The organism is Chryseobacterium daecheongense (assembly GCF_003729955.1).
GTDB lineage: Bacteria > Bacteroidota > Bacteroidia > Flavobacteriales > Weeksellaceae > Chryseobacterium > Chryseobacterium daecheongense.
Window position 1 is genome coordinate 1 of sequence record NZ_RJTX01000002.1, and the last position, 23,526, is coordinate 23,526.

The window sequence follows — 23,526 nt, forward strand, 5'->3', positions numbered from 1 at the left end:
ATGTATGAGGTTTTTTTGTGCCTTTTCTTTTCTCATAAACATTGATAAAGGAAAAAGGAGAATAAATAAAAAAGCCTCACATTTTGGGAGGCTTTCTTATTTATTATAGATAATTGTTCAGATCAGACCTGAATAACACCTAAATTAAATTTTTCTGTAATAGGAGCATGATTGGCAGCTTCAATTCCCATGGAAATCCATTTTCGAGTATCTACAGGATTAATGATAGCATCCGTCCAGAGTCTTGCAGCTGCATATGTTGCTTCTGTTTGCTTTTGATATCTTTTAGAGATGGTATCCAGAATTTCATTATGCTCTTCTTCAGAAATTTCTTTTCCTTGTTTTTTCAAGGTAGATTCTTGGATCTGAGCTAAAACTTTAGCTGCTTGTGCACCACCCATTACAGCTAAATCTGCCCATGGCCATGCTACAATTAATCTAGGATCGTATGCTTTTCCGCACATTGCATAATTTCCAGCGCCATAAGAGTTTCCTGTAATGATCGTAAACTTAGGAACTACAGAATTAGAAACAGCATTCACCATTTTAGCCCCATCTTTGATAATACCTCCATGCTCTGATTTTGAACCTACCATGAAGCCTGTAACATCCTGTAAAAAGATCAAAGGGATTTTTCTCTGGTTGCAATTGGCAATAAATCTGGTAGCCTTATCCGCTGAATCAGAATAGATAACTCCTCCAAATTGCATTTCTCCTTTCCCGCTTTTTACCAGTTTTCTTTGGTTAGCAACAATTCCTACCGACCAACCATCTATTCTTGCCGTAGCACAAACGATACTTTTTCCGTAATCTGACTTATATTCTTCGTATTCAGAATTATCAACTAAACATTTGATAATTTCATAGGTGTCATACTGTTCAGCTCTTGAAACCGGCATAATTCCAAAAATGTTATCCGGATTCTCTTTTGGAGGGAAACTTTCAATTCTGTCGAAACCTGCTTTTTCAGTACTACCAACAGATTTCATAATATTTTTTATTCTATCTAAAGCATCTTTGTCATCTTTAGCTTTATAATCTGTAACCCCGGAAATAGAGCAGTGTGTTGTTGCCCCTCCTAGAGTTTCGTTATCAATACTCTCTCCAATTGCGGCTTTTACCAGGTAACTTCCTGCTAAGAAAATTGATCCGGTTTTATCTACGATCATAGCTTCATCACTCATAATAGGCAAATATGCTCCACCTGCGACACAACTTCCCATTACAGCAGAAATCTGGATGATTCCCATGGAGCTCATTTTAGCATTGTTTCTGAATATTCTTCCGAAATGTTCTTTATCTGGAAATATTTCATCCTGCATAGGAAGATAAACACCAGCAGAGTCTACTAAATAAATAATAGGCAATCTGTTTTCCATAGCAATTTCCTGTGCTCTCAGGTTTTTCTTCCCAGTAATCGGGAACCAAGCTCCAGCTTTTACCGAAGCATCATTAGCTACTACAATACATTGTCTTCCTGAAACATATCCCATCACCACAACAACACCTCCACTCGGGCAGCCTCCATGTTCTTCATACATTTCAAAGCCGGCAAATGCTCCAATTTCTATGGAATCAGAATCTTTGTCGAGAAGATATTCAATTCTTTCTCTTGCTGTCATTTTTCCTTCTTCACGGAGCTTTTGAAGTCTTTTTTCTCCGCCTCCTTTTTTAATATCAGCAAGTAAACGATTAATTTCTGATAATTTTAATCTGTTTTGATCTTCCCGTTTGTTGAATTCAATGTCCATACAATTTCAATTTTTTACGCCTAAAGATACTATTTTTATAAGGAATTTGAATCGAATTAAAACGATTGTTTAAATTATTGGTTCTCAGAAAATTGTGAAATTTTTAACAAAAAAATATTTTTAAATAATTGATATTTTTTCTAACTTTACATCAGAGTAATAGGGATCATATTCTCTATATAAATACTCTAAGTTCCTAGTTTATTTTTTTAATAGTTTATTATTTGAAGGCCCTGAAAGTTGAACAAACTTTCAGGGTTTTTTTGTTAACCTTATTCTTTGTAGTACCTTATCAGGGCAATAGAATTATATATTTTTTTGTAGGTATTGTAAAACCTATTTGTAAATTTGCGTCTTAGAATTCAAAGAGTTAGAAGTATGCATAAATTAGCACTTTTCAGGTTGCATTTGATTGTTTTTTTGTGGGGGTTTACTGCAATTTTAGGAAAGCTGATTCATGCCAATGCACAGATTCTTGTATTCTACAGAATGCTGTTTGCTGCTATTTTCTTATTTGTATTTATAAGGATTTATAAAAAAGAAAGCATTAAGGTTTCTAAAAAGATATTTTTCCAATTGGCTGCCATTGGCGTTGCTATGGCTCTTCACTGGTTCTGCTTTTTTTACTCTATTAAAGTTTCGAATGTTTCTATTGCATTAAGTTGTCTATCATTATCCACACTCTTTGCCTCAATATTGGAACCCGTTATTTTTAAACGGAAAATAGACGTTTCGGAAGTAATTATGGGAATTGTGATCGTGGCCTGCATTCTATTGATCTTTAAAACAGAATTTCAATATAAAGAAGGTATTTTGTACGGAATTTTATGTGCCATATTTGGAACTATTTTTTCGGTTTTTAATGGGAAGATGTTTGGAAAAACGAGTTCAGGAAATATTATTTTTTATGAAATTTTCTCCGGATGGTTCATTTTGTTGATATTTTATTTATGTACTGGACAAATTTTTCAAATAAATGAAATAAATTACCGAGATTTGGCGTTAATATGCTTGTTAGCGAGTGTTTTCACAGCTTTTCCGATGCTGGAATCAGTGAAATTGATGAAATATATTTCGCCTTTTACCTTAATTTTAACAGTTAATTTAGAACCAGTTTACGGAATTATACTAGCTTTTTTTATCTTTGGGGAATCAGAACATATGAGCCCTATATTTTATATAGCTTCAGGAGTGATGATACTGGCGATTATTGCCAACGGATTAATAAAAGCTAAAAAACAAAGAACCTTAAATTAAGCATCAACTCTATGATGAAAAAATATTTTTTACTTGTATTTTCTCTTTTGTTTGGATTTTCACAATCTCAAATCATCAGAAAATATTCCAATGAATTTTTAAATATCGGAGCCGGAGCCAGAGGCCTGGGGATGGGAGGTGCAGTTATTTCCAATCAGGATGATGTTTATTCCCCCATGTGGAATCCCGCAGGATTAATGGCTATTGAAAAAGACTGGCAAGGAGCGGCAATGCACGCTGAATATTTTGAATCCATAGCAAAATATGATTATCTGGCTTATGCAAAAGTACTGGAAACAGGTGTTTTTGGAGTTTCGGTAGTGAGATTAGGAGTTGATAATATTTTAAATACCACTCAAATGATCGATTCTGAAGGGAATATTGATTATGATAAGATCACCAAATTCTCTCAATCAGATTATGCTGCCATACTTTCTTATGCTTTCAATCCAGGAGGAAATCCCAAATTAGATGTTGGGGTGAATGCTAAGATAGTTTACAGGAATGTAGGGAAGTTTGCAAGTGGTTATGGTTTTGGTTTTGATGTGGGAGCTATTTATAAAGGAGATAATGGATGGAAGTTTGGAGGAATGCTTCGTGATGCAACAACAACGGTTAATTTCTGGAGTATTAATCAGGATGAACTATCTACTGTTGTCAATGGAGAAGAATTCAATCCAGCTCCAAAAGATAAGATGGAGCTTACTATGCCGAAGCTTAATGTAGGAGCAAGCAAACTGTTTGAAATAAACAGCAGTGTATATGTTCTTCCCGAAGCGGGATTAAATATAGATTTTGCCAAGACTGCAGCACTTATTTCAACTGATTTTGCAAGTATAACCCCTTATGCCGGAGCTGAACTCGGGTATCAGAAAATGATTTTTGTGAGATTAGGGGTAAATAGATTCCAATCCATTACCGATATTGAAGATTTAAAGAGAAAAGTTTCTTTTCAGCCAAGTGCAGGGATCGGGATCAGATATAGAGGGCTTACTTTAGATTATGCAATTACTAACTCAGGAATAGGGGGATCTAATTTTTATTCTAATTTCTTCTCTCTTAAGTTGGATATGGGAATGTTTAGAAATGATTAGCCTATATTTGTATAAAGATTTAATATTGTATAAATGAAAAGGATATCAATCATTATATCAACTTTTTGTCTGACGATGATATATGGGCAAAAAGTCTCCGATTACACGTATGTTTCTGTTCCTGAAAAATTTACAAGCTTTAAGGATGATTATGGTTTGGAAGCATTTTTGAAAAAATCGTTGAAAGGGAAAAAATATGTTATTATTCCTGGAGATAAACGCGATTGGCCTTCTGAAGTAAAAGATAACCCTTGTTCTGTAATCAGTGCAGATGTTCTTAATGACAGTGGCTTATTAAGAAATAAAGTTTTACTGCAGTTTAAGGATTGTAATGATAAGGTTATTCTTTCTGCTAAAGGAAGTTCTAATATCAAAGAATTTGTTGCAGGATATAATGAGGCTCTGCAACAGTCTTTAATAGCAGTTCCGGCATCAAATCCTATTGATATGCGTAACGTAACAGCTCAACCAACAACTGTGAATGAAGTTAAGGAAGTTGTTGCTTCTACTCCTGTTTCAACTGTAAGCTCAACATCTGCTGCACCAGCTTCTCCTGCTGAGAAAAAAGCTGAAAGATATAGCAATGGTAAACTTGATCTGCAAAAAATACAGATAGATCAAACTCAGTTTATTCTTGCAGACTCCAATAGCTCTGTACCTTTTGCCACTTTTAAAGCTACCGCAAAGAAAGATGTTTTCAGGGTAAAACTAGCCAATGGAGAATCTACGATCGGGTATTTTGAGGGAAAAAATATTATTATCGAGCTTCCTCAGGCCAACGGAGAATACTCTAAAGAGGTTTTTTCCGGAAAATAAATTTGAAATATTAAAAGACAATAAAAAAAGCTCTCGACAGAGAGCTTTTTTTATTGTCTTTTTCTTAATTGTTGAAAAAATCATAAATTATTTTGGCCTTGCTTTTTCCCAGAATTTCTTCTAATGTTTCCAAACTGGACTCTTTGATTCTTTTTACGGATTTCAATTTAGATAAAAGCAACTCAATGGTCTTTCCTCCAACTCCCGGAATTTCTTCCAGCTCAGATTTTATGGTAGAATTTTTTCTTCTGGTTCTGTGATGCTTCACTCCAAAGCGATGGGCTTCATCCCTGACTCTTTGAAGGATCTTTAATGTTTCGGATTTTTTATCAAGATATAATGGAATAGAGTCTTCAGGGAAGTAAATTTCTTCCAATCTTTTCGCAATGCCAATGACCGTGATTTTGCCGTACAATCCCAATAATTTCAAGCTTTTGACTGCGGAAGATAGTTGACCTTTCCCACCATCAATCAGAATGAGTTGCGGAAGATCTTCTCCCTCATCCAGCATCCTTTTATAACGGCGATAAATGACTTCTTCCATTGTGGCAAAATCATTAGGACCATCTACCGTTTTAGGGTGGAAAATTCTGTAATCAGCTTTACTTGCTTTTCCGTCTTTAAAAACCACACACGCAGAAACAGGATTGGTTCCTTGAATGTTAGAATTGTCAAAACCTTCAATATGTCTTGGCTCAACAGGCATTCTCAATAATTTTTGCATTTCTGCCATAATCCTGTTGGTATGTCTTTCCGGATCAACTATCTGTACCTGTTTCAACTTTTCAAGACGGTATTCTTTCGCATTTTTTTCGGAAAGTTCAACGATCCGTTTTTTGTCACCAACTTTAGGGACAATAAGTTTCACGTTGGGAATTTCTACTGATAAATGAAACGGAAGCAAAACTTCTTTGGAATCAGAGCTGAATTTCTGACGGATTTCAATTAAGGCTTCTTCCATAATATCCTCATCAGATTCTTCCAGGATCTTTTTTATTTCCGTAGTGAAGCTCTGAATGATATTACCATTCCGGATTTTAAAGAAATTCACATATGCTGCTGTTTCATCACTGGTCATTCCGAAAACGTCTACATCATCGATATTTGGATTAACAACAGTGTTTTTCGCCTGGTAATCTTCAAGAATATCTAGCCTTTCCTTGACGATCTGTGCATCTTCAAACTGAAGATTGGAAGCATATTTCATCATCTGATTCATCAGATACTCTTTCGCTTTTCGGAAATCTCCTTTGATAATTCCACGGATCGCATCTATCTTCTCATCATACTCTTCCTTACTTTCCAGGCCTTCACAAGGTCCGGCGCAGTTTTTAATATGAAATTCCAGGCAGACTTTATATTTTCCTTCCTCAATTTTATTAGGAGCAAGATTTAAATTACAGGTTCTGAGCTTATAAATATGCTTGATTGTATCGAGCAAGATCTTTGCAGGACGAACTTTAGCATAAGGCCCGTAATATTCGGAACCGTCCTTGATTACATTTCTGGTAAGGAATATTCTCGGAAACTCTTCATTTTTGATACAAATCCAGGGATACGTCTTATCATCTTTCAGCATCACGTTATAAAAAGGTTGATGTTCCTTGATCAGATTATTTTCCAATAAAAGAGCATCATATTCACTGTTGACAATGGTAGTTTCCAATCGTTGGATTTTTCCTACCATTATTTTGATCCTGTATCCGGAAAGATTTTTATTGAAATAAGAAAGAACCCTTTTCTTCAGGTTTTTGGCTTTTCCAACGTATAATAGCTGGTCATTTTTATCATAATATCGATATACACCAGGTTCGGAAGGTAAAGTTTTGAGCTGTAGTTCTAAAGAAGGATTCATATAACAAAATTACGGAATCCTTCTCTGATTTAAAAGAATAAAAAAAGCTGTAGAAAATCCTACAGCTTTAATTTTATATAATGAAATTTATCCGTTGCTCATCTCGGTATACTCACTAACCAGAAAACTGAAATAATCCCATTTAACAGAATTTTTAGGATATTTTTTTACAAATTCCGCGTTGTCTCCAAAAAGGAAATCATAGTTATCTTCAAAATCATCTTTATGAAGCCACATAATTTTATCTCCTTTTTTCACATAATAAGATTTGATCACCCCACCTCCTAATTGTGGAGAACCCATTACAGAAAATCCTCCTGTTTCTTTGGCAAAAGGATCATAATATACAGAAATAACATCACTGAATTCAGGATTGATCAGCTGCATCAAAAACTCCTTATCCTCTTTTTTATTCTTTAAAGAAACCGTTTGATTGATAAAATGAATGCGGTCATTAGTCGTATTCTTCGTCAGTTTTTTAGTACCAAAGTTTCTGATGTTCCCCATATATTTAGCCACTTTGGCTATTTTCTCCACATTGCTTGGGAATACATACATTTCACTTACCTCATCTGCATTGAAAGTTACAGGTTTTTTAGTGATACTGTCTTTAATGGAAATGGCATAGATCTGTCCCTTTTTAGTATCGATATCGTTGCAAAATCCTTTGTGAGTAGATCCGTCTTTTAAAATGATCGTTGATGTTTTCTTTGGAGAGGGAGTGGTAAAACCTTCATTAAACAGATAAGTTTCCATTTTTTTGATGTCCTCTTTAGAATACTTTACCTTATCCTGTGCAAAAGATAATGCACCAGTAAAGCAGAATACAAGAAGTAAAGCTTTAAGTTTCATAGTTTATTAATTTTTTTCATTAGAGCGGTAAAAATAATAAATTAAATTACTTCTTTCAGAAAAATAAATTCAACCCTGAAATTTAGTTTTTACAATTATTGTTAAATGCGTAATTTTAAGCAAAATTTTAGCAATGATATATGGTATAGATGTTTTCAGTTTTCATGATGTGCTGGAAATCTGTAAAAATCCGGGGAAAGCAAAACTCAACAAAGCTGCAAAAGATCAGATCTTAAAATCTCAAAAGAATGTAAAGAAAATAGTGGAATCCGACCAGTGTGTATATGGAATTAATACAGGATTCGGGCCACTTTGTGATACTAAAATCTCTGCTGACGAAACTGCTCAGCTACAATATAACCTGATCATCTCACATGCTGTAGGAGTGGGAAAACCAATTGATAAAGAGCTTTCAAAAATCATGATGATTGCTAAAGTTCATGCATTATCAAAAGGATTTTCAGGAGTTTCTTTGGATGTGATCGAAAGAATGATCCTGATGCTTGAAAAAGATATTATTCCTGTAGTTCCGGAACAAGGCTCTGTAGGAGCTTCAGGAGATTTGGCTCCTTTGGCACATTTGGTATTACCTCTTTTAGGATTAGGACAGGTTTGGGAGGGTGATCAAGTAGCAGATACCGCAAAGGTGCTAAAGAAAAATAAATTAGAACCTCTTACTTTAGGACCCAAAGAAGGACTGGGATTGATCAATGGAACTCAATTTATTTTGGCACATGCAATTAAAGGACTAGAGAAATTCGAATACTTACTGGACCTGGCAGATATGACGGCTGCAATGAGTCTTGAAGCTTACAGAGGTTCTGCAAGTCCGTTTAAAAAAGAACTTCATGAAATCCGACCTTTCGAGGGAAGTAAAAAAGTGGCGGCAAGAATGCTTAAATTTTTAAAGAATTCGGAAAACATGAAAGCTCATGAAGACTGTGAAAGAGTTCAGGATCCCTATTCTATGAGATGTGTTCCGCAGGTTCATGGTGCAAGCAGAAATGCTTTTGAACACCTTAAAAGTATGGCAGAAACGGAACTGAATTCTGTAACAGATAATCCAATCGTTCTAAGTGCAGAAGAATCTATTTCCGGAGGAAATTTCCATGGGCAGTTGATGGCTTTACCGCTAGATTATGCAACATTGGCTGCTGCTGAATTAGGAAATATTTCAGACAGAAGAAGTTATTTACTACTGGAAGGAAAATATGGACTGCCGAGATTATTAACGGAAAGCTCAGGATTGAACTCAGGATTTATGATTCCGCAATACACTTCCGCAGCATTGGTAACGGAAAATAAAACATTATGTTTTCCGGCTTCAGCGGACTCTATTCCTACAAGTTTGGGACAGGAGGACCATGTTTCCATGGGAAGTATTTCAGGAAGAAAATTCAATCAGGTACTTGGAAATTTAGTGAATATTTTATCCGTTGAATTAATGTTTGCTGCGCAAGGACTTGAGTTCAGAAGACCTGCTAAATGTTCAAAAATTATTGAAGAGAATTTTGCAATTCTACGTTCTAAAGTGGCTAAGCTGGAAGATGACAGACTGATCGGAAAAGATATGCTTGCGATAGCAGAACTAATTAATGAGAGAAAGTTTATAGTTAACTAATAGATATAATGAAAAAGCTTCCAATGGAAGCTTTTTATATTTAAAACAAGAAACAATGATCTTAAAAAGAATAGATTCCTCGGATGCTGATTTTCAAAATCTGGTAAAACTGTTAGATGCAGATCTTGCTGTTCGGGATGGTGATGATCATGCTTTTTATCATCAGTTCAACACCATTGATGCCTTGAAAAATTGTGTTGTAGCTTACCTGGATGGTGAAGCTGTGGCATGTGGTGCTTTTAAGCCATTTAATGAAGATAGCGTGGAGATCAAAAGAATGTATACCAATCCTCAGAAAAGAAACCTGGGATTGGCTTCCAGGATTCTGCATGAACTGGAAGTTTGGGCGAAAGAATCAGGGTATAGAAAATGTGTGCTAGAAACCGGCATAAAGCAGCCCGAAGCCATTGCTCTTTATGAGAAAAACGGATATAGCAACATTCCCAATTATGGTCAGTATGTAGGAGTTGAAAACAGTGTTTGCTTTGAGAAGGTATTGTAATTAATATTATTTTCAACATAATAAATATAAAGATGATTTGACTTTTAACGATCTGTTATTCAATGTAAAGTGATATCTTGGTGGTACCAATCAAAAATATTATTTTATATGAAAAGAAATGTATTCTACCTTCTTATGGTATTTTTTATCATGGGCTCATGTTCCAGGGATGAAATCCAGAACGAATCACCCGAAATTGGAGTCACACAAAAAGATCCATTGACAGAAAAGCAGATCAACGCTGAAATTAATCAATCCCTTAAAACCAAAGGTTCCTTTGCATGGAGCCAGTCCTCTGATCATCTTCTCTGGAGTGCTGTTTTCCGGGGTAATAAAGTGGCTTCTATCGGTTTTGGAACCTCCCAGAATGATTTTGACAGAAGTCTTTCGTCTGACAATGAAATTATTCAGAATGAAGTTTTGGATGTGATCAAAAAGCACGAAGGAAAGCAGGACAGGGTTTTATTAAGCTCCGATCAGTATCTTAACCAGATAGATGTGATCATTGAAAAACAGGAAACAATAGTGGCTTTACGTCGCATGAAAAACATTCGTTACGTAGAACCTGCAGATTACCGTTACTTTGATATTGAAAATAATCTGAATGGAAGTATTGCAAAATCCAGTGGAAGCTCAGGATGCGGATTTGAATCCATAGCACTGAATTCAGCAGATTATACTACCGTTGCTCCTAATGCAAAAGCACCCTGGTCATTCTCTAAGCATAATATTACAAGTGCATGGAGCTACAGCACTGGAGCAGGAGTTACTATAGGTTTGGTAGATACAGGAGTTTCTTCAGAACAAAGCTTATTGGGAAGCAGTTTTAACAATGGCTCTTCATCAGGAAGAACGATCAGTAAAAATGGAGTATATGTTGATTCTGTTTGGCCATGGAGTACAGGCTACGATGGTTCTGCAGATAAATGTGGTCACGGGACAAAAATGGCTTCCGCAATGGCTGCGCCAAGAAATAATCTCGGCCAACCGGTAGGAGTGGCTTATAATGCGAATCTCATTACCTATAGAGCGGCTTCTAATGTAGTTTTGGATGGCTATCATGAACAGAACGGAGTGAAAATAGCGTTTACGGAATTGGCCAATAATTCGAATGTGAAAATTATTTCTATGTCGATGGGGCATATCTTTTCCGTTGGGAAAATTGAGGATGCTGTAAAGTATGCATATTCTAAAGGAAAACTTATTTTCTGCGCAGGCGGAACATCTACCAGCTTTACCAATTTTGTTGGCGTTATTTTCCCTGCGTGGATGCCTGAAACACAGGCGGTGACAGGAGTAAAAGAAAATACTTCCAATCAGAAATGTGATGTATGCCATTCCGGAGCTGAAATTGATTTTACCTATCAGATGGAAAGAGCTTCAGGAAGCTCAATTCCGGTGTTGAGTTATTATAATGCCCAAACCGATTATGTAGGAGGTTCATCTGTAGCAACTGCATCTACAGCAGGAATCGCAGCATTGGTATGGGCGAAAAACCCATCTTGGAACAGAGAGCAGGTGCTGAATAAAATGAGGCAGTCTGCTACTTATTATCCAACTCCCAATTCAGATTATGGCTATGGAAATATTAATGTTTTGCAGGCGGTTCAATAAGATTTAATTAAATACTAATGTATAATAAAAAGTAATGCTATCCGCGGATAGCATTACTTTTTTATGTACAAATATAAAGGGATTCGTTAATTAAGTATTTCTACTAATGAAGAAAAATGAGTAGATGTACTCTAACATATTCGTTATAGGTAGAGTAGCTTTGTTATGTAATTACAATCGTAAGATTGATCATTAAATAAAAATCATGGAGACCAGAAACCATTATAAAACGGGGCGAAATCCGAAAAGCCACATGAGTAGGAACTAAATACAAAATATAATCATGTCAACACAAGAATTAGTAGTAGGAGGCTGGACAAAGTATCATGCACTTACACCGGAAGATCAAAAAGTATTCAACGAAGCAATGAATGGATTTGTAGGGGTAAAGTATACTCCTGAACAGGTATCTACACAATTGGTAAACGGAACTAACTACCGTTACAGATGTATAGCGTCAATGCCACCTGCAGATGTGGTTTGGGAAGCCATTGTGGAAATTTATAAACCAATTAATGGGCAGCCACATGTTGTTTCTATTCACAGAATTTAATCAACATTTTACTTATAAAAAACCGGAAGATGCCATCTTCCGGTTTTTTATTATCCTATTCTCACACTCGTCATACTCAGAGAGCCGCCTATCAGCTCATCATTAAAAAGTGTCAGATTTTCTGATTGGTCTTTTAAACCTAATGTATAGATCAAAGGCAAATAATGATCAGGAGTAGGAACTGCATATTGCAAAAATGTTCCCTGTTTTTGATAATCAATGATATGCTGGAAATCTCCGTCAAGAAGCCAGTTGTTGGTTTTTTCGCGGGCTTCAATGGCCCAATCCCAGCCGGCACCTACCGTGTTGATGTTTTTCCAGTCTATCAATCTTAAATTGTGTACAATATTTCCGCTTCCTATGATCAGAATACCTTTTTCGCGAAGCGAATTCAATCTTTTCGCTAAATCAAAATGATATTGCGGTGGTTGAGTATAATCAATGCTGAGTTGAATCACAGGAATATCTGAGTTCGGATACATATGCTTGATTACTGACCAGGCGCCGTGATCCAATCCCCAACTATGATCTTCTTCCACTACAACAGGGGCCAAAAGTTCAACTGTTTCTGTGGCAAGCTTCGGATCTCCAGGAGCCGGATATTGAACATCAAATAATGCTTTTGGAAAACCGTAAAAATCATGAATGGTTTTCGGCATATCCATAGCTGTCACAAAAGTTCCCGATGTATACCAGTGCGCAGAAATGCACAGAATAGCATTAGGTTTCGGAATCTCCTGTGCCGCTTTTCTGAATCCTTGGACAAACTGGTTTTCTTCAATAGCATTCATAGGCGAACCATGCCCAAGAAATAAAACCGGCATCCGTTGCGTATTCTTAAATTGAGTGCTGATGTTTTGTAAGTCGTTGAGGTTCATAACGAAATTGATGTAAAAAATAAAAGGTCCAAGGCTTATAGAAATCCCCGAACCTTTTACTATGAATGTTAAAGAACTATGCTTGTTTTACGAACTGTAATTCCCCTGCAACTTTTACCTCATCACTCACCATTACACCTCCTGCTTCAAGAGCCGCATTCCAATTCAATCCGAAATCTTTTCTGTTGATCTTTCCTTCAAAAGAGAATCCTGCTTTTGTATTTCCCCAAGGGTCCTTGTTGATTCCTCCGAAATCTACGTCCAATGTGACAGGATGAGTAATTCCATTGATGGTAAGATTTCCGGTAATCGTATCATTTAAAGTTTGAGATTCAAAAGTAATGGTCGGGTGAGCTTCAGCGTTGAAGAACTCAGCAGATTTTAAATGATTGTCTCTGTCCGTATTATTGGTGAAAACAGAATCCGTTTGAATAGTTGCTGTTGTTTTAGCATTTTTGAAAGAATCATCTTCAGCCTCAATTTCTGCATTAAAATTTCTGAAACTTCCTTTTACGTTAGAAATCATCATGTGTTTTACTTTGAATGTGATTTCACTATGCGTAGGATCTAAATTCCATTTTGTTGCCATTGTATTTTATTTTTTATTGTTATTGATGATGCAAATGTACATTACAAAACAGCCATAAAACATTGATTTAGGATAAGAAATGAATCTTTAATCCAATATTCAGTTTTATTTATGATGTTATCTTCAGATAAATAAACAATACCCTTCAGCAAATTTCATCAGTAAGTTAAGAATTATTCTCATTTATAAATGTTTTATTTTAACATTTTCTTAACGGATGGTTTTTATTTCTTATTTTTGATGGATTCAATTTTATGCAATGAAATTATATAGACTTTCTTTATTAATGCTGGTTTTGGGTGGATCGGTTGTTGCCCAGACTCAAAAATTTACGATGGCAGAAGCAGTAAATGGGTTAAGAAGTAATCTGGCAGTGAAGAATATTTCTCAATTTTCATGGACCGGAGATGGAAAATCCTATATCCAGGCTGTAAAAGGAGGATATCTGACTACTGATCTTAAGACCGGAAAACGGGATACTTTGGTATCTCTTACGCAGCTGAACAAACATTTTACAGACAAAAAACTAAAGGCAGTACCGCAAATTAAATTCATCAACGGTTCTCAGGGATATTTCAATGCTAATGACCAGATGGTTTGGGTAGAAAAATCCGGAAACGACTGGAAAATTAAGAATGCGGTTTCAGTAGAAAGTGAAGCAGCTAATGTGAAAGTATTCGGAGATAATGAGACATTTGCTTATACGGTAAAGAATAATCTATATGTAAACAGAAACGGAAAGGCGATTGCAGTAACGAATGATTCAGACGAGAATATTATCAGTGGACAATCTGTTCACAGAAATGAATTCGGAATCGATGGCGGAATTTTTCCTGCCCCCAATTCCGAAAGCGTAGCTTTTTACAGAATGGATCAGACTATGGTGGCAGATTATCCGATAATCGACTGGTCTGTAACTCCGGCAGTGAATCATAATATAAAATATCCGATGGTGGGCCAGACTTCTCATGAAGTTACCCTTGGTGTTTTCAATATTAAAAATCAATCTACTACATTTTTAAAGATTGAAGGTGAAAAAGATCAGTATTTAACGGCAATTACCTGGAGCCCTGATTCCAAATATATTTTTGTAGGTGTTTTAAACAGAGGGCAGAATCATTTAAAAATGAATCAGTATGATGCAGCTACCGGAAATTTCATTAAAACAATCTTTGAAGAAACCGATAGCAAATATGTAGAGCCACAGCATCCGTTGGTGTTTTTCCCGAATTCCAATACAGATTTTATCTGGCAAAGTCAAAGAACAGGATATAATCATTTATTCCATTATAGCCTTGATAAAGGATTGATCTCTCAAATTACCAAAGGAGACTGGCTGGTTACCGATATTTTAGGGTTTAATGAAAAAAAGAAGGAAATTTATTTTGCTTCTACTAAGGAAACTCCATTGGAAAGACATTTGTATAAAATCAACTGGGCAAATTTCAAGATGCAGAGATTAGATAATGCAGACGGAATGCATACCGGAATTTTAAGTACAGATGGAAATTATCTGTATGATGTGTACAGTAATGCAGATACACCGAGAATTGCCAATATTATCAACACCAATACTTTTAAGACAAGTAACATTCTTACGGCTGAAAATCCGTTAAAAAAATACCAGAGACCGGAGATCAAGAGTGTAAGCCTGAAAGCTGATGACGGAACTCTATTGTATGGAAAAATCATTCTTCCAACAGACTTTGACCCTAACAAAAAATACCCGGTTATTGTATACCTCTATAATGGACCGCACTTGCAATTAGTGACCAATACTTTCCCTGCTTCGGGTAATCTTTGGTACGAATATATGGCTCAGAACGGATATATCATCTTTACGATGGATGGGAGAGGTTCTTCCAACCGTGGTTTAAAATTTGAGCAGGCTGTTTTCAGAAATCTGGGGACTACTGAAATGAATGATCAGATGAAAGGAGTAGATTATTTAAAATCTTTACCTTACGTAGATGCGGAAAGAATGGGAATTCATGGATGGAGCTTCGGAGGATTTATGACGACAAGTTTCATGCTTCGTCATCCGGAAGTTTTTAAAGTAGGAGTTGCAGGAGGACCTGTTATTGACTGGAAAATGTACGAGATCATGTACGGCGAAAGATATATGGATACACCACAGGAGAATCCGCAAGGATATGCAACGGCTAATCTTTTGGACAAAGTTCAGAATCTGAAAGGAAAGTTGCTGATGATTCACGGAGCACAGGATGATGTGGTGGTTTGGCAGCATTCGGTGAAGTTCCTGAAATCAGCTGTGGACAATGGAATCCAGTTAGATTACTTTGTGTATCCGGGTCACCCACATAATGTGATTGGAAAAGACAGAGTGCATTTGATGCAGAAAGTCACAGATTATTTTGATCAATATCTGAAGAAATAACAAGAATCCAGCCTGAAAGGCTGGATTTCTTATTTAAACAATAAGACAGTTCTTATCATTCATCAATGTATTTGAAATTGAGTTCTTGTAATTTTGTGTATCTAAAATCAGAAATATGGAATTAGGAATAGGAATGTTTGGCGATTTGGCTTTCGACCAGACTACAGGAAAATATAGAGATGCAGGAGTAAAGATTCGTGAGATTCTTGAACAAGTTAAATTGATGGATGAGGTTGGGCTGGATGTATTTGCGATGGGAGAGCATCACCGTCCGGATTATGCTGTTTCATCTCCTGAAATAGTATTGGCCGCTGCAGCCAGTATCACGAAGAATATAAAATTAGCAAGCGGTGTAACAGTTTTAAGCTCATCGGAGCCGGTAAAAGTATATGAGGACTTTTCAACTTTGGATTTGATTTCCGATGGAAGAGCCGAAATATTTGTGGGAAGGGGAAGCTTTATAGAATCATTTCCATTATATGGATATTCTTTGAATGATTACGAACAGCTTTTTGATGAGAAATTAGAGTTACTGTTAAAAATAAATTCAGAGGAAAATGTTTCTTGGTCCGGGAAGCTTCGTGCTCCCATGCAGAATCAAACGGTATATCCAAGAGCTAAAAATGATGGCAAACTCGTGATCTGGAGAGCTGTTGGAGGAACGCCTCAGTCAGTTCTAAATGCAGCACAATTGGGAATGCCTTTAGTTGTGGCGATCATTGGAGGAATGCCAATCCAGTTCAGGAATTTGATTGAATTTTATAAGCAGGAATACAAAAAGGCGGGACATGATGTCGCGAACATGCAGATTGCCATTCATTCACACACTTTTGTGAGCAATGATCAGAATATAATTGATGGATATTTCCATACCTATAAATCCCGAATGGACAGAATTGGGGCTTCCAGAGGCTGGGCTCCTTATACCAAAATGCAGTATGACGGAGGAAGAAGTAAAGAGGGCGCATTGTTTATCGGAAGTCCTGCTGAGGTAGCTGATAAAATAGCCTATATGAAAGAAATCTTTGGAATTACAAGATTTATAGGACATATGGATGTTGGCGATCCTGCCCATGACATTATGATGAAATCGATTGAATTGTTTGGAAAAGACGTATTACCGGTTATTAAACCTTTATAAATCAAAGCTCCGTTGAATTTTCAATGGAGTTTTTTTGTAATAAGTTCGCAAATTATTTTTAATGAAGTGCGAAGTTATCTATAGAAGTAATTAAGCATTCTTAAATAAAAAGCAAATAGTATCCAGGATTCTGTTACAAAATACCGCAATATAGTTACAGTAATAATCTCTTAGATTCCGACTTTCGTAATTCAATTTTAACATATAAAAAATGAAAAAAGTATTGATTACGGGAGCCAATAAAGGAATTGGTTTTGAAATGGCAAGACAGCTGGCCGAAAAAGGATATTATGTTTTTATGGGCAGCCGAGATCTGCAAAACGGATTAGGTGCTGTAAGGAGACTGAAAGAAGAAGGTTATGAGAATGTTAAAGCCATACAACTGGATGTAACCGATCAGGAATCTGTGAATGCTGCGCGTATTGAAATCGGCCGTTCAACGGCTTCTTTGGATATTTTAATTAATAATGCAGGAATAAACGGAATAGAATTTAATGGCAATACCCCTATCATGCATTCTGCGATAAGGACGGGTGTTGATAAATTTAAAGAAGTCTATGAAGTAAATGTTTTTGGAGTCATCAGGACCACTCAGGCATTTTTTGATTTATTGCAACAATCATTAGAGCCTCGCATTACAAATGTGAGTTCAAGTCAAGGTTCGCTTACGCTGCATAGTGATCCAACTTACAAATATTATAAGGCAAAAGGAGCGGTATATCAGTCCTCAAAATCAGCCCTGAATATGTATACCGTCGCTCTGGCATTTGAGCTGCGCGATACAAACTTTAAAGTAAATGCCGTCAGTCCGCCATCCACTGCTACAGATTTTAATCATCATTTGGGTACAAGCAGCGTAGAAGTAGGTGCGGAACATATTCTCCGTTATACGCTTATCGATAATGACGGACCTACAGGCAAGTTTTTCTGTGTAGACAATAATCCTGAAACAGGTGAAATTCCATGGTAACAAACAAAGAGAATTTACTAAATTTATCCAATGAAACAGGATCCTGGAATTCCTTACCATTATAACTCTTTGATAGATTTGCATCGGATGCTCGGGCTGCCTAAGCCTTCGCATCCTTTGATAAGTCTGATTAATAATGTTCATAATCATTTGAAGGTGAGTGATTTGCCTGATCATCATACTTCTGTTTTTTATAAAATATCATTGAAGCAGAATTTAAAAGGAAAATTAAAATACGGTCAGCAATATTATGACTTTGACGACGGCGGGTTGTTTTTTGTTTCACCTAACCAAGTAACTTCCAACAGTGATAATAATGATGATCATTCGGGATATACATTGATTATTCATCCTGATTTTTTACTGACCTATCCTCTTGCGTCAACAATCAAGCGTTATGGTTTTTTTTCTTATTCCGCGAATGAAGCGCTGCATCTGTCTGCCAAGGAGAAAGAAACTATTATTAGTATTTTTAAAAATATAGATGATGAGCTGAAAGAGCGGTTGGACGACTTTAGTCAGGACGTCATCATTTCACAAATTGAATCATTACTGAATTACAGTAACCGTTTCTACAAGCGACAGTTTCTGACAAGGAAAACCGTTAATACCCATTTATTACAAAAGATGGAAGCTATTCTTGATGATTATTTCAATGACGAAAAATCCTTAGTTAATGGCATTCCGACTGTTCAATATATGGCAGATGAGTTGCATCTTTCGCCAAGTTATTTAAGTGATATGCTCCGCAGTTTAACCGGGCAAAACGCCCAACAGCATATACAAATCAGACTTATAGAAAAAGCAAAAGAAAAACTCTCTACAACAGATTTATCTGTCAGCCAAATCGCATATGAACTTGGTTTTGAACATCTACAGTCCTTCACCAGGTTGTTTAAAAGCAAAACCAACCAGACTCCCTTGGAATTCAGACAGTCATTCAGTTAGATAATCAACAATGAACCAATTTACTTTGAGTAGCATCAATAAAATGCCATATATTGAAAAGTGTTGATATTTCAACTTATATCATTACTTTTACAAAATCATGCAACAACCCTCTAAAGATCCATTACACGGTAAAAGACTGGATGCCATTCTCGAAGAGTTGGTAGAATATTATAATGGATTTGAGAAACTGGGTGAAAAGATCAACATTCGGTGTTTTACGGATAATCCAAGTATCAGTTCTTCGTTGAAATTTCTCCGGAAAACACCATGGGCAAGAGCCAAGGTGGAAAGCTTGTATCTCTTTGTGCTGAGAGAGAAAAAGCGAAATGAAACAAAGCGTGGAAATTGAAGATAAAAGTTATCTGATTTCTTTATTTAATATATCGCGTTGCCAATCATTTCAAAACAGTATATTTGTACGTTAATCGTGAAAAGCATCACGAAAAAAAGAAAAGATATGACAATTGAAAAAAATCATGTTGTAGCGGTACGCTACATTCTTCATACGATCGAAGAAGACGGAAGTAAGATTCTTGTAGAAGAAACAACAGCCGAAAATCCACTTACCTTTTTATATGGTGTGGGAATGATGATTCCAAAATTTGAACAAAATATCCTTGGCTTAAAAGCTGGTGATAAAGCTGACTTTGTCATCCAGCCGGAAGAAGCTTACGGTGAAAAGCACCCTGATTCTATTGTGCAATTGCCGATTGATATGTTTAAAGAATCAGGAACGCCACCTGTAGGTGCTATTTTACCATTAACAGATAATCAAGGAAATAATTTCCAGGCATTTGTGGTAGAAATTACCCCTGAAGCTGTGGTAGCAGATCTTAGCCACCCGATGGCAGGGAAAGTTTTAGATTTCCAGGTGGAAATTTTAAATACACGTCCAGCAACAGAAGAAGAACTGGCACATGGCCACGCTCATGGAATTGACGGAACTGATGCCCACTAAAAATAAAAAAACGTCTGATTTTTCAGACGTTTTTTTATGTTAAAAACTCTCCACTTACATAAAACCAACGGTTTTGGATCATTTTGAATGTTGACAATTCATGATGAATCTGTTTCTGACCGTCTTTATCTGTATAAAAAGCTTTAAACTCTACTTTGGTGGGGGAAGGCTTATTGATAATTTCAAGTCTTGTCCACGTATTGATTTCTCCCCATTCCTGTAAATCTTTTTTATGGTGAAATTTTCTTTTGCTTGGAAGAGTGGTTTCCATCAGATATTCTCCATTGGGAATAGCAAAAGCGGAAAATCTTGAGCGCATTAAGGCTTCAGCTGTAGAAGTATGCTTTTCTCCGGTGTGATAAGGTTTGCAGCATTCTTCGTATGATTTTCCTGAGCAACAAGGACAATTCATTCTATAGTTTTAAATGTTCACCACAAAAGTCTCAAAAAAAATTGAATTGATATATACTCTGAAAAAAAGAAGCACTCTGTATAGAATGCTTCTTGTAAATATTATTTGATAAATCCTCTGCTTCTTAATAAAGGTTTGATATCCGGATCGTGCCCCGTAAAATCTCTGAATGCCTGATTCAGATCTACTGAATTTCCTACCGAAAGAATATATTTTCTGAAACGGTCACCATTTTCTCTTGTCAGGCCGCCATTACTCTTAATCCATTCCCACGCATCATTATCCAATGTTTCAGACCATAAATAGGCGTAATATCCTGCTGAGTAACCTCCACCCCAAATGTGGGCAAAATAAGGAGTATGATATCTTGGCGGAACAGTTGCTAATGTAAATCCATGATTGGTTAAGGATTGCTTTTCAAAATCTAAAACAGGAATTAGCTGATTTTCATTTGTAACAGTGTGCCAATCCATATCCAAAGCCGCTGCGGAAACCAATTCCGTAGTCATATACCCTTGATTGAACGTAGCTGCTTTTTTAATTTTGTCAACCAATGTTTGTGGAATAGGCTGCTTAGTTTCATAATGAACAGCATAATTTTTTAAAATAACCGGATCTAAAGCCCAATGTTCATTAATCTGGGATGGGAATTCTACGAAATCTCTCGGAACATTGGTTCCTGAAAGAGAAGGATATTTCTGGCTTGCAAACATACCATGGATAGAATGCCCAAATTCATGGAACATTGTGGAAACATCATCATAGCTGATCAGTGAAGGTTTTCCCGGAGCAGGCTTCTGATAATTGAAACAGTTGACAATAACAGGCTTAGTTCCCAATAAGTAGGACTGCTCCACGAAATTACTCATCCATGCGCCTCCGTTTTTAGAATCTCTGGTATAAAAATCGAGATAATAAATGGCGATGGACTTTCCGTCATGATCGAAAACTTCGTAAGCTACTACATCCGGATGATAAACAGGTAAATCCGTTCTTTTCTTGAAAGTAATTCCATAGAACTTTTCAGCTGCGTAGAAGACTCCTTTTTCTAAAACGGTAGTCACTTCAAAATAAGGCTTGATCTGGTTTTCGTCAAGATCATATTTTGCTTTTCTTACCTGTTCTGCATAGAAATTCCAGTCCCAAGGTTCTACTTTAAAACCACCTTTCTGCTGATCGATCAGATCCTGAATATCTTTAGCCTCTCTTCTTGCCGTTTCTACAGCAGGAGTCGCGATCTGGTTCATTAACTTTATTGCTGCTTCAGGAGTTTTAGCCATCTGGTCCTGAAGTTTCCATTCAGCAAAGTTTTTCTTACCCAGGATCTGGGCTTTTTTTAATCTGAGCTTAGCCAGCTTTTCAATGGTTTCTCGGGTATCATTACCATCACTTTTTTCAGCTCTTAACCACGAAGCCTTGAACAGTTTTTCTCTTGAAGCCCTGTTTTTAAGGTTTTGTAATAAAGGTTGCTGGGTAGTATTTTGTAATGCAAGAAGATATTTTCCGGGTTGTCCAGCATTTTTAGCGTCTGTTGCTGCCGCTGCAATTTCATCAGCAGAAAGTCCATCCAGTTCTTTTACATCCGAGAAGAATACTCCGCCTTGCTTTCTTGCTTCCAGCAATTTATTGGAGTACTGTGTAGATAGAGAAGCCAGTTCCTGGTTGATCTGCTTCAGCTTTTCTTTATCGGCTGCCGACAGATTGGCACCAGCGATTTCAAAGTTCTGTTTGTAAAACTGTAAAAGTCTTTTGCTTTCAGAGTCCAAACCGTTTTCTTTAATGGATTGTATTCTGCGATAAAGATTTTCATTCAAATACATTTTATCCGAATGTGCTGCAAAGATCGGCGCATATTCTTCATCTAATGCCTGCAATGTAGGATTAGTATTGGCGCTGGTTAGGTTAGAAAAAACAATAACGGCTCTTTTAAATACTTCACCGCTTTTTTCCAATGCAACGATCGTGTTTTCGAAAGTTGGAGCCTCAGGATTATTAGCGATTTTTAGAATTTCTGCATCGTGCTGCTTCAATCCGAAATCAAAAGCAGGTTTGAAATGCTCATCTTTGATTTTATCAAACTCCGGAGCCTCATACTGAAGCTTGCTTTTTTTCATAAAAGGATTGGATGACAAAGAAGAATCGGGTACAGGAATTTCCTGTTGAGTATCATTTTTTTTCATTGTAGTACATGAGTAATTGAATGCCAAAGCGGAAATTAACAATACTGATGAAATGTTTTTCATAAATTATTTGTTATTAAGCCATAAAGATATTAAAAACTAAATTGATATGGGGCTTGTTGTTTTCATTCAAGGCCAAAGTGTAATTAATCCGGATCCAAGATAGAGACAGGGTATCCAAACAATGGTTAGCGGAAATGATTTTGGAGTATTATTGTATTTAATGTGAGATTAAAAACAGAATTAAGAATTTTAATGTAATATTTTTTATAAATTAGTTGTTATAAAGTAATAAGCATAACTTAATTAAAAGCAGTAAACATGAAACCAACAAGTCTTCTTATCATTTCAGCCAGTATATTATTAGCTTCTTGTAATGAAAAACATGAAAGAAGAGAAAACAACAATAATTGGGTAGATACAGTAACCAATAAAGATCATGGTCCAACGAAACAAAGAGAGTTTAGTGGTGATTTTGATGAAATTGAAGTTTCACAGGCTATTGAAGCTGAAATTATAAAAGCTGATAAAGAAAAAGTGGTCATTTCCGCCCCGTCTAATATTATTGATGATATCCTGGTAGACAATGACGGTGGAAAACTGCATATTCATTATAAATCGGGAATAAGAGTGATGAATAATTACAAAGTCACTGCCAAAATATACACTAAAGATTTCTCAAAACTGATTGCCAATTCTGCCGCAAGTATTGCTGTGAAAGATAAATTCACTCAGGAAAAAACAGATATTGAAGTTTCCAGCGCAGCAAGGATCTCCGGAGATCTGGAAGCCAATGATTTTGATATTTCCGTAGACAGCAGCGGAAATTTTGAAGGGAAAATATGGGCAGTGGATTTGGATGTAGATGGTTCTTCGGCAGCAAGTATTTCGATGTCCGGAAAGGCTAAAAATGCAGAAATAAGTTCTTCTTCCGCAAGTAGTGTTTCTGCCAAGGAAGTAGTTGTAGAGAATCTGAGAGCGGAGGCTTCAAGCGGAGCAAGTGTTCAGATAAGTGCTGCCTCAAAAATAGATGCTGAAGCTTCATCGAGTGGAAGTGTTAATGTATATAAAAGAGGAAACGTTACTTCTGTTACCAAAAATGAAAGCAGCGGTGGAAGCGTAACTATTGAATAA

The 23,526-nt window shown here is 36.3% G+C and carries 21 protein-coding genes; 14 read left to right on the plus strand and 7 right to left on the minus strand.

The genetic code is table 11. From position 1 onward, the window contains the following. Positions 1-122: 122 nt before the first annotated feature. Positions 123-1,751, minus strand: coding sequence for an acyl-CoA carboxylase subunit beta (locus tag EGI05_RS08290; RefSeq protein ID WP_123262619.1), 1,629 nt, complete (start codon positions 1,749-1,751; stop codon positions 123-125). A 378-nt stretch (positions 1,752-2,129) separates the two neighbouring features. On the opposite strand from EGI05_RS08290, the gene EGI05_RS08295 reads away from it, so the two are divergent. From EGI05_RS08295 to EGI05_RS08305, 3 genes are read left to right on the plus strand one after another with little or no spacing between them, the layout of a single operon-like run. Next, positions 2,130-3,008: a DMT family transporter gene (locus tag EGI05_RS08295; RefSeq protein ID WP_123262620.1), complete on the plus strand. Its 879-nt coding sequence runs from the start codon at positions 2,130-2,132 to the stop codon at positions 3,006-3,008. Between the two features lie 11 nt (positions 3,009-3,019). Continuing rightward, on the plus strand, positions 3,020-4,102 hold the full coding sequence (locus EGI05_RS08300; protein WP_123262621.1) for a putative type IX sorting system protein PorV2: 1,083 nt from the start codon (positions 3,020-3,022) through the stop codon (positions 4,100-4,102). Positions 4,103-4,135: 33 nt separating this feature from the next. Further along, positions 4,136-4,918: a hypothetical protein gene (locus EGI05_RS08305; protein ID WP_123262622.1), complete on the plus strand. Its 783-nt coding sequence runs from the start codon at positions 4,136-4,138 to the stop codon at positions 4,916-4,918. A gap of 64 nt (positions 4,919-4,982) precedes the next feature. On the opposite strand, the gene uvrC is transcribed toward EGI05_RS08305, so the two are convergent. Together uvrC and EGI05_RS08315 are read right to left on the minus strand one after the other, a co-directional pair. Continuing rightward, the gene (gene uvrC / locus EGI05_RS08310) at positions 4,983-6,773 is read right to left on the minus strand and encodes an excinuclease ABC subunit UvrC (protein WP_123262623.1); all 1,791 of its coding nucleotides are present in this window, start codon (positions 6,771-6,773) and stop codon (positions 4,983-4,985) included. An 87-nt stretch (positions 6,774-6,860) separates the two neighbouring features. Further along, complete coding sequence (locus EGI05_RS08315; protein WP_123262624.1) at positions 6,861-7,625, minus strand: hypothetical protein; 765 nt, start codon at positions 7,623-7,625, stop codon at positions 6,861-6,863. A 133-nt stretch (positions 7,626-7,758) separates the two neighbouring features. Between EGI05_RS08315 and hutH the strand changes: the two genes are divergently transcribed. From hutH to EGI05_RS08335, 4 genes are all read left to right on the plus strand, one after another. Beyond that, a complete protein-coding gene (gene hutH, locus EGI05_RS08320) occupies positions 7,759-9,246 on the plus strand; it encodes a histidine ammonia-lyase (RefSeq protein WP_123262625.1) in 1,488 nt (495 codons plus the stop codon). A gap of 55 nt (positions 9,247-9,301) precedes the next feature. Beyond that, positions 9,302-9,748: a GNAT family N-acetyltransferase gene (locus EGI05_RS08325; RefSeq protein WP_123262626.1), complete on the plus strand. Its 447-nt coding sequence runs from the start codon at positions 9,302-9,304 to the stop codon at positions 9,746-9,748. A 108-nt stretch (positions 9,749-9,856) separates the two neighbouring features. Next, the gene (locus EGI05_RS08330) at positions 9,857-11,362 is read left to right on the plus strand and encodes a S8 family peptidase (protein WP_123262627.1); all 1,506 of its coding nucleotides are present in this window, start codon (positions 9,857-9,859) and stop codon (positions 11,360-11,362) included. Between the two features lie 283 nt (positions 11,363-11,645). After that, positions 11,646-11,915: a hypothetical protein gene (locus EGI05_RS08335; protein WP_123262628.1), complete on the plus strand. Its 270-nt coding sequence runs from the start codon at positions 11,646-11,648 to the stop codon at positions 11,913-11,915. A 50-nt stretch (positions 11,916-11,965) separates the two neighbouring features. On the opposite strand, the gene ygiD is transcribed toward EGI05_RS08335, so the two are convergent. Beyond that, entirely contained in the window at positions 11,966-12,793 is an 828-nt protein-coding gene (ygiD, locus tag EGI05_RS08340) for a 4,5-DOPA-extradiol-dioxygenase (RefSeq protein ID WP_123262629.1), read from the minus strand. A 76-nt stretch (positions 12,794-12,869) separates the two neighbouring features. Beyond that, positions 12,870-13,382: a YceI family protein gene (locus EGI05_RS08345; protein ID WP_123262630.1), complete on the minus strand. Its 513-nt coding sequence runs from the start codon at positions 13,380-13,382 to the stop codon at positions 12,870-12,872. A 259-nt stretch (positions 13,383-13,641) separates the two neighbouring features. Here EGI05_RS08345 and EGI05_RS08350 point away from each other — a divergent pair, with 259 nt between their 5' ends. From EGI05_RS08350 to EGI05_RS08375, 6 genes are all read left to right on the plus strand, one after another. Then, on the plus strand, positions 13,642-15,780 hold the full coding sequence (locus EGI05_RS08350; RefSeq protein ID WP_123262631.1) for a S9 family peptidase: 2,139 nt from the start codon (positions 13,642-13,644) through the stop codon (positions 15,778-15,780). 115 nt (positions 15,781-15,895) lie between these two features. Beyond that, positions 15,896-16,921: an LLM class flavin-dependent oxidoreductase gene (locus tag EGI05_RS08355; protein ID WP_123262632.1), complete on the plus strand. Its 1,026-nt coding sequence runs from the start codon at positions 15,896-15,898 to the stop codon at positions 16,919-16,921. A 211-nt stretch (positions 16,922-17,132) separates the two neighbouring features. Then, positions 17,133-17,891: an SDR family NAD(P)-dependent oxidoreductase gene (locus EGI05_RS08360; protein ID WP_123262633.1), complete on the plus strand. Its 759-nt coding sequence runs from the start codon at positions 17,133-17,135 to the stop codon at positions 17,889-17,891. A 30-nt stretch (positions 17,892-17,921) separates the two neighbouring features. Continuing rightward, the gene (locus tag EGI05_RS08365; protein ID WP_123262634.1) at positions 17,922-18,839 is read left to right on the plus strand and encodes a helix-turn-helix domain-containing protein; all 918 of its coding nucleotides are present in this window, start codon (positions 17,922-17,924) and stop codon (positions 18,837-18,839) included. A 100-nt stretch (positions 18,840-18,939) separates the two neighbouring features. Further along, the gene (locus tag EGI05_RS08370) at positions 18,940-19,191 is read left to right on the plus strand and encodes a VF530 family protein (RefSeq protein ID WP_123262635.1); all 252 of its coding nucleotides are present in this window, start codon (positions 18,940-18,942) and stop codon (positions 19,189-19,191) included. A gap of 108 nt (positions 19,192-19,299) precedes the next feature. Then, positions 19,300-19,800, plus strand: coding sequence for an FKBP-type peptidyl-prolyl cis-trans isomerase (locus EGI05_RS08375; RefSeq protein WP_123263356.1), 501 nt, complete (start codon positions 19,300-19,302; stop codon positions 19,798-19,800). A gap of 34 nt (positions 19,801-19,834) precedes the next feature. Here the strand turns inward: EGI05_RS08375 and EGI05_RS08380 are convergent, their stop codons facing one another. Both EGI05_RS08380 and EGI05_RS08385 read right to left on the minus strand, forming a co-directional pair. Next, positions 19,835-20,212, minus strand: a complete 378-nt coding sequence (locus EGI05_RS08380) for a YchJ family protein (RefSeq protein WP_123262636.1) — start codon at positions 20,210-20,212, stop codon at positions 19,835-19,837. Positions 20,213-20,313: 101 nt separating this feature from the next. Next, positions 20,314-22,455 carry a M3 family metallopeptidase gene (locus tag EGI05_RS08385; protein WP_123262637.1) on the minus strand — a complete coding sequence of 714 codons (2,142 nt, stop codon included), beginning with the start codon at positions 22,453-22,455 and terminating at the stop codon, positions 20,314-20,316. A 258-nt stretch (positions 22,456-22,713) separates the two neighbouring features. Between EGI05_RS08385 and EGI05_RS08390 the strand changes: the two genes are divergently transcribed. Then, on the plus strand, positions 22,714-23,526 hold the full coding sequence (locus EGI05_RS08390; protein WP_123262638.1) for a head GIN domain-containing protein: 813 nt from the start codon (positions 22,714-22,716) through the stop codon (positions 23,524-23,526).

Coding starts and splice junctions, on each gene's coding strand:
- EGI05_RS08290 (WP_123262619.1), bottom strand. CDS start 1,751: ATGGACATTGAATTCAACAAACGGGAAGATCAAAACAGATTAAAATTA.
- EGI05_RS08295 (WP_123262620.1), top strand. CDS start 2,130: ATGCATAAATTAGCACTTTTCAGGTTGCATTTGATTGTTTTTTTGTGG.
- EGI05_RS08300 (WP_123262621.1), top strand. CDS start 3,020: ATGATGAAAAAATATTTTTTACTTGTATTTTCTCTTTTGTTTGGATTT.
- EGI05_RS08305 (WP_123262622.1), top strand. CDS start 4,136: ATGAAAAGGATATCAATCATTATATCAACTTTTTGTCTGACGATGATA.
- uvrC (WP_123262623.1), bottom strand. CDS start 6,773: ATGAATCCTTCTTTAGAACTACAGCTCAAAACTTTACCTTCCGAACCT.
- EGI05_RS08315 (WP_123262624.1), bottom strand. CDS start 7,625: ATGAAACTTAAAGCTTTACTTCTTGTATTCTGCTTTACTGGTGCATTA.
- hutH (WP_123262625.1), top strand. CDS start 7,759: ATGATATATGGTATAGATGTTTTCAGTTTTCATGATGTGCTGGAAATC.
- EGI05_RS08325 (WP_123262626.1), top strand. CDS start 9,302: ATGATCTTAAAAAGAATAGATTCCTCGGATGCTGATTTTCAAAATCTG.
- EGI05_RS08330 (WP_123262627.1), top strand. CDS start 9,857: ATGAAAAGAAATGTATTCTACCTTCTTATGGTATTTTTTATCATGGGC.
- EGI05_RS08335 (WP_123262628.1), top strand. CDS start 11,646: ATGTCAACACAAGAATTAGTAGTAGGAGGCTGGACAAAGTATCATGCA.
- ygiD (WP_123262629.1), bottom strand. CDS start 12,793: ATGAACCTCAACGACTTACAAAACATCAGCACTCAATTTAAGAATACG.
- EGI05_RS08345 (WP_123262630.1), bottom strand. CDS start 13,382: ATGGCAACAAAATGGAATTTAGATCCTACGCATAGTGAAATCACATTC.
- EGI05_RS08350 (WP_123262631.1), top strand. CDS start 13,642: ATGAAATTATATAGACTTTCTTTATTAATGCTGGTTTTGGGTGGATCG.
- EGI05_RS08355 (WP_123262632.1), top strand. CDS start 15,896: ATGGAATTAGGAATAGGAATGTTTGGCGATTTGGCTTTCGACCAGACT.
- EGI05_RS08360 (WP_123262633.1), top strand. CDS start 17,133: ATGAAAAAAGTATTGATTACGGGAGCCAATAAAGGAATTGGTTTTGAA.
- EGI05_RS08365 (WP_123262634.1), top strand. CDS start 17,922: ATGAAACAGGATCCTGGAATTCCTTACCATTATAACTCTTTGATAGAT.
- EGI05_RS08370 (WP_123262635.1), top strand. CDS start 18,940: ATGCAACAACCCTCTAAAGATCCATTACACGGTAAAAGACTGGATGCC.
- EGI05_RS08375 (WP_123263356.1), top strand. CDS start 19,300: ATGACAATTGAAAAAAATCATGTTGTAGCGGTACGCTACATTCTTCAT.
- EGI05_RS08380 (WP_123262636.1), bottom strand. CDS start 20,212: ATGAATTGTCCTTGTTGCTCAGGAAAATCATACGAAGAATGCTGCAAA.
- EGI05_RS08385 (WP_123262637.1), bottom strand. CDS start 22,455: ATGAAAAACATTTCATCAGTATTGTTAATTTCCGCTTTGGCATTCAAT.
- EGI05_RS08390 (WP_123262638.1), top strand. CDS start 22,714: ATGAAACCAACAAGTCTTCTTATCATTTCAGCCAGTATATTATTAGCT.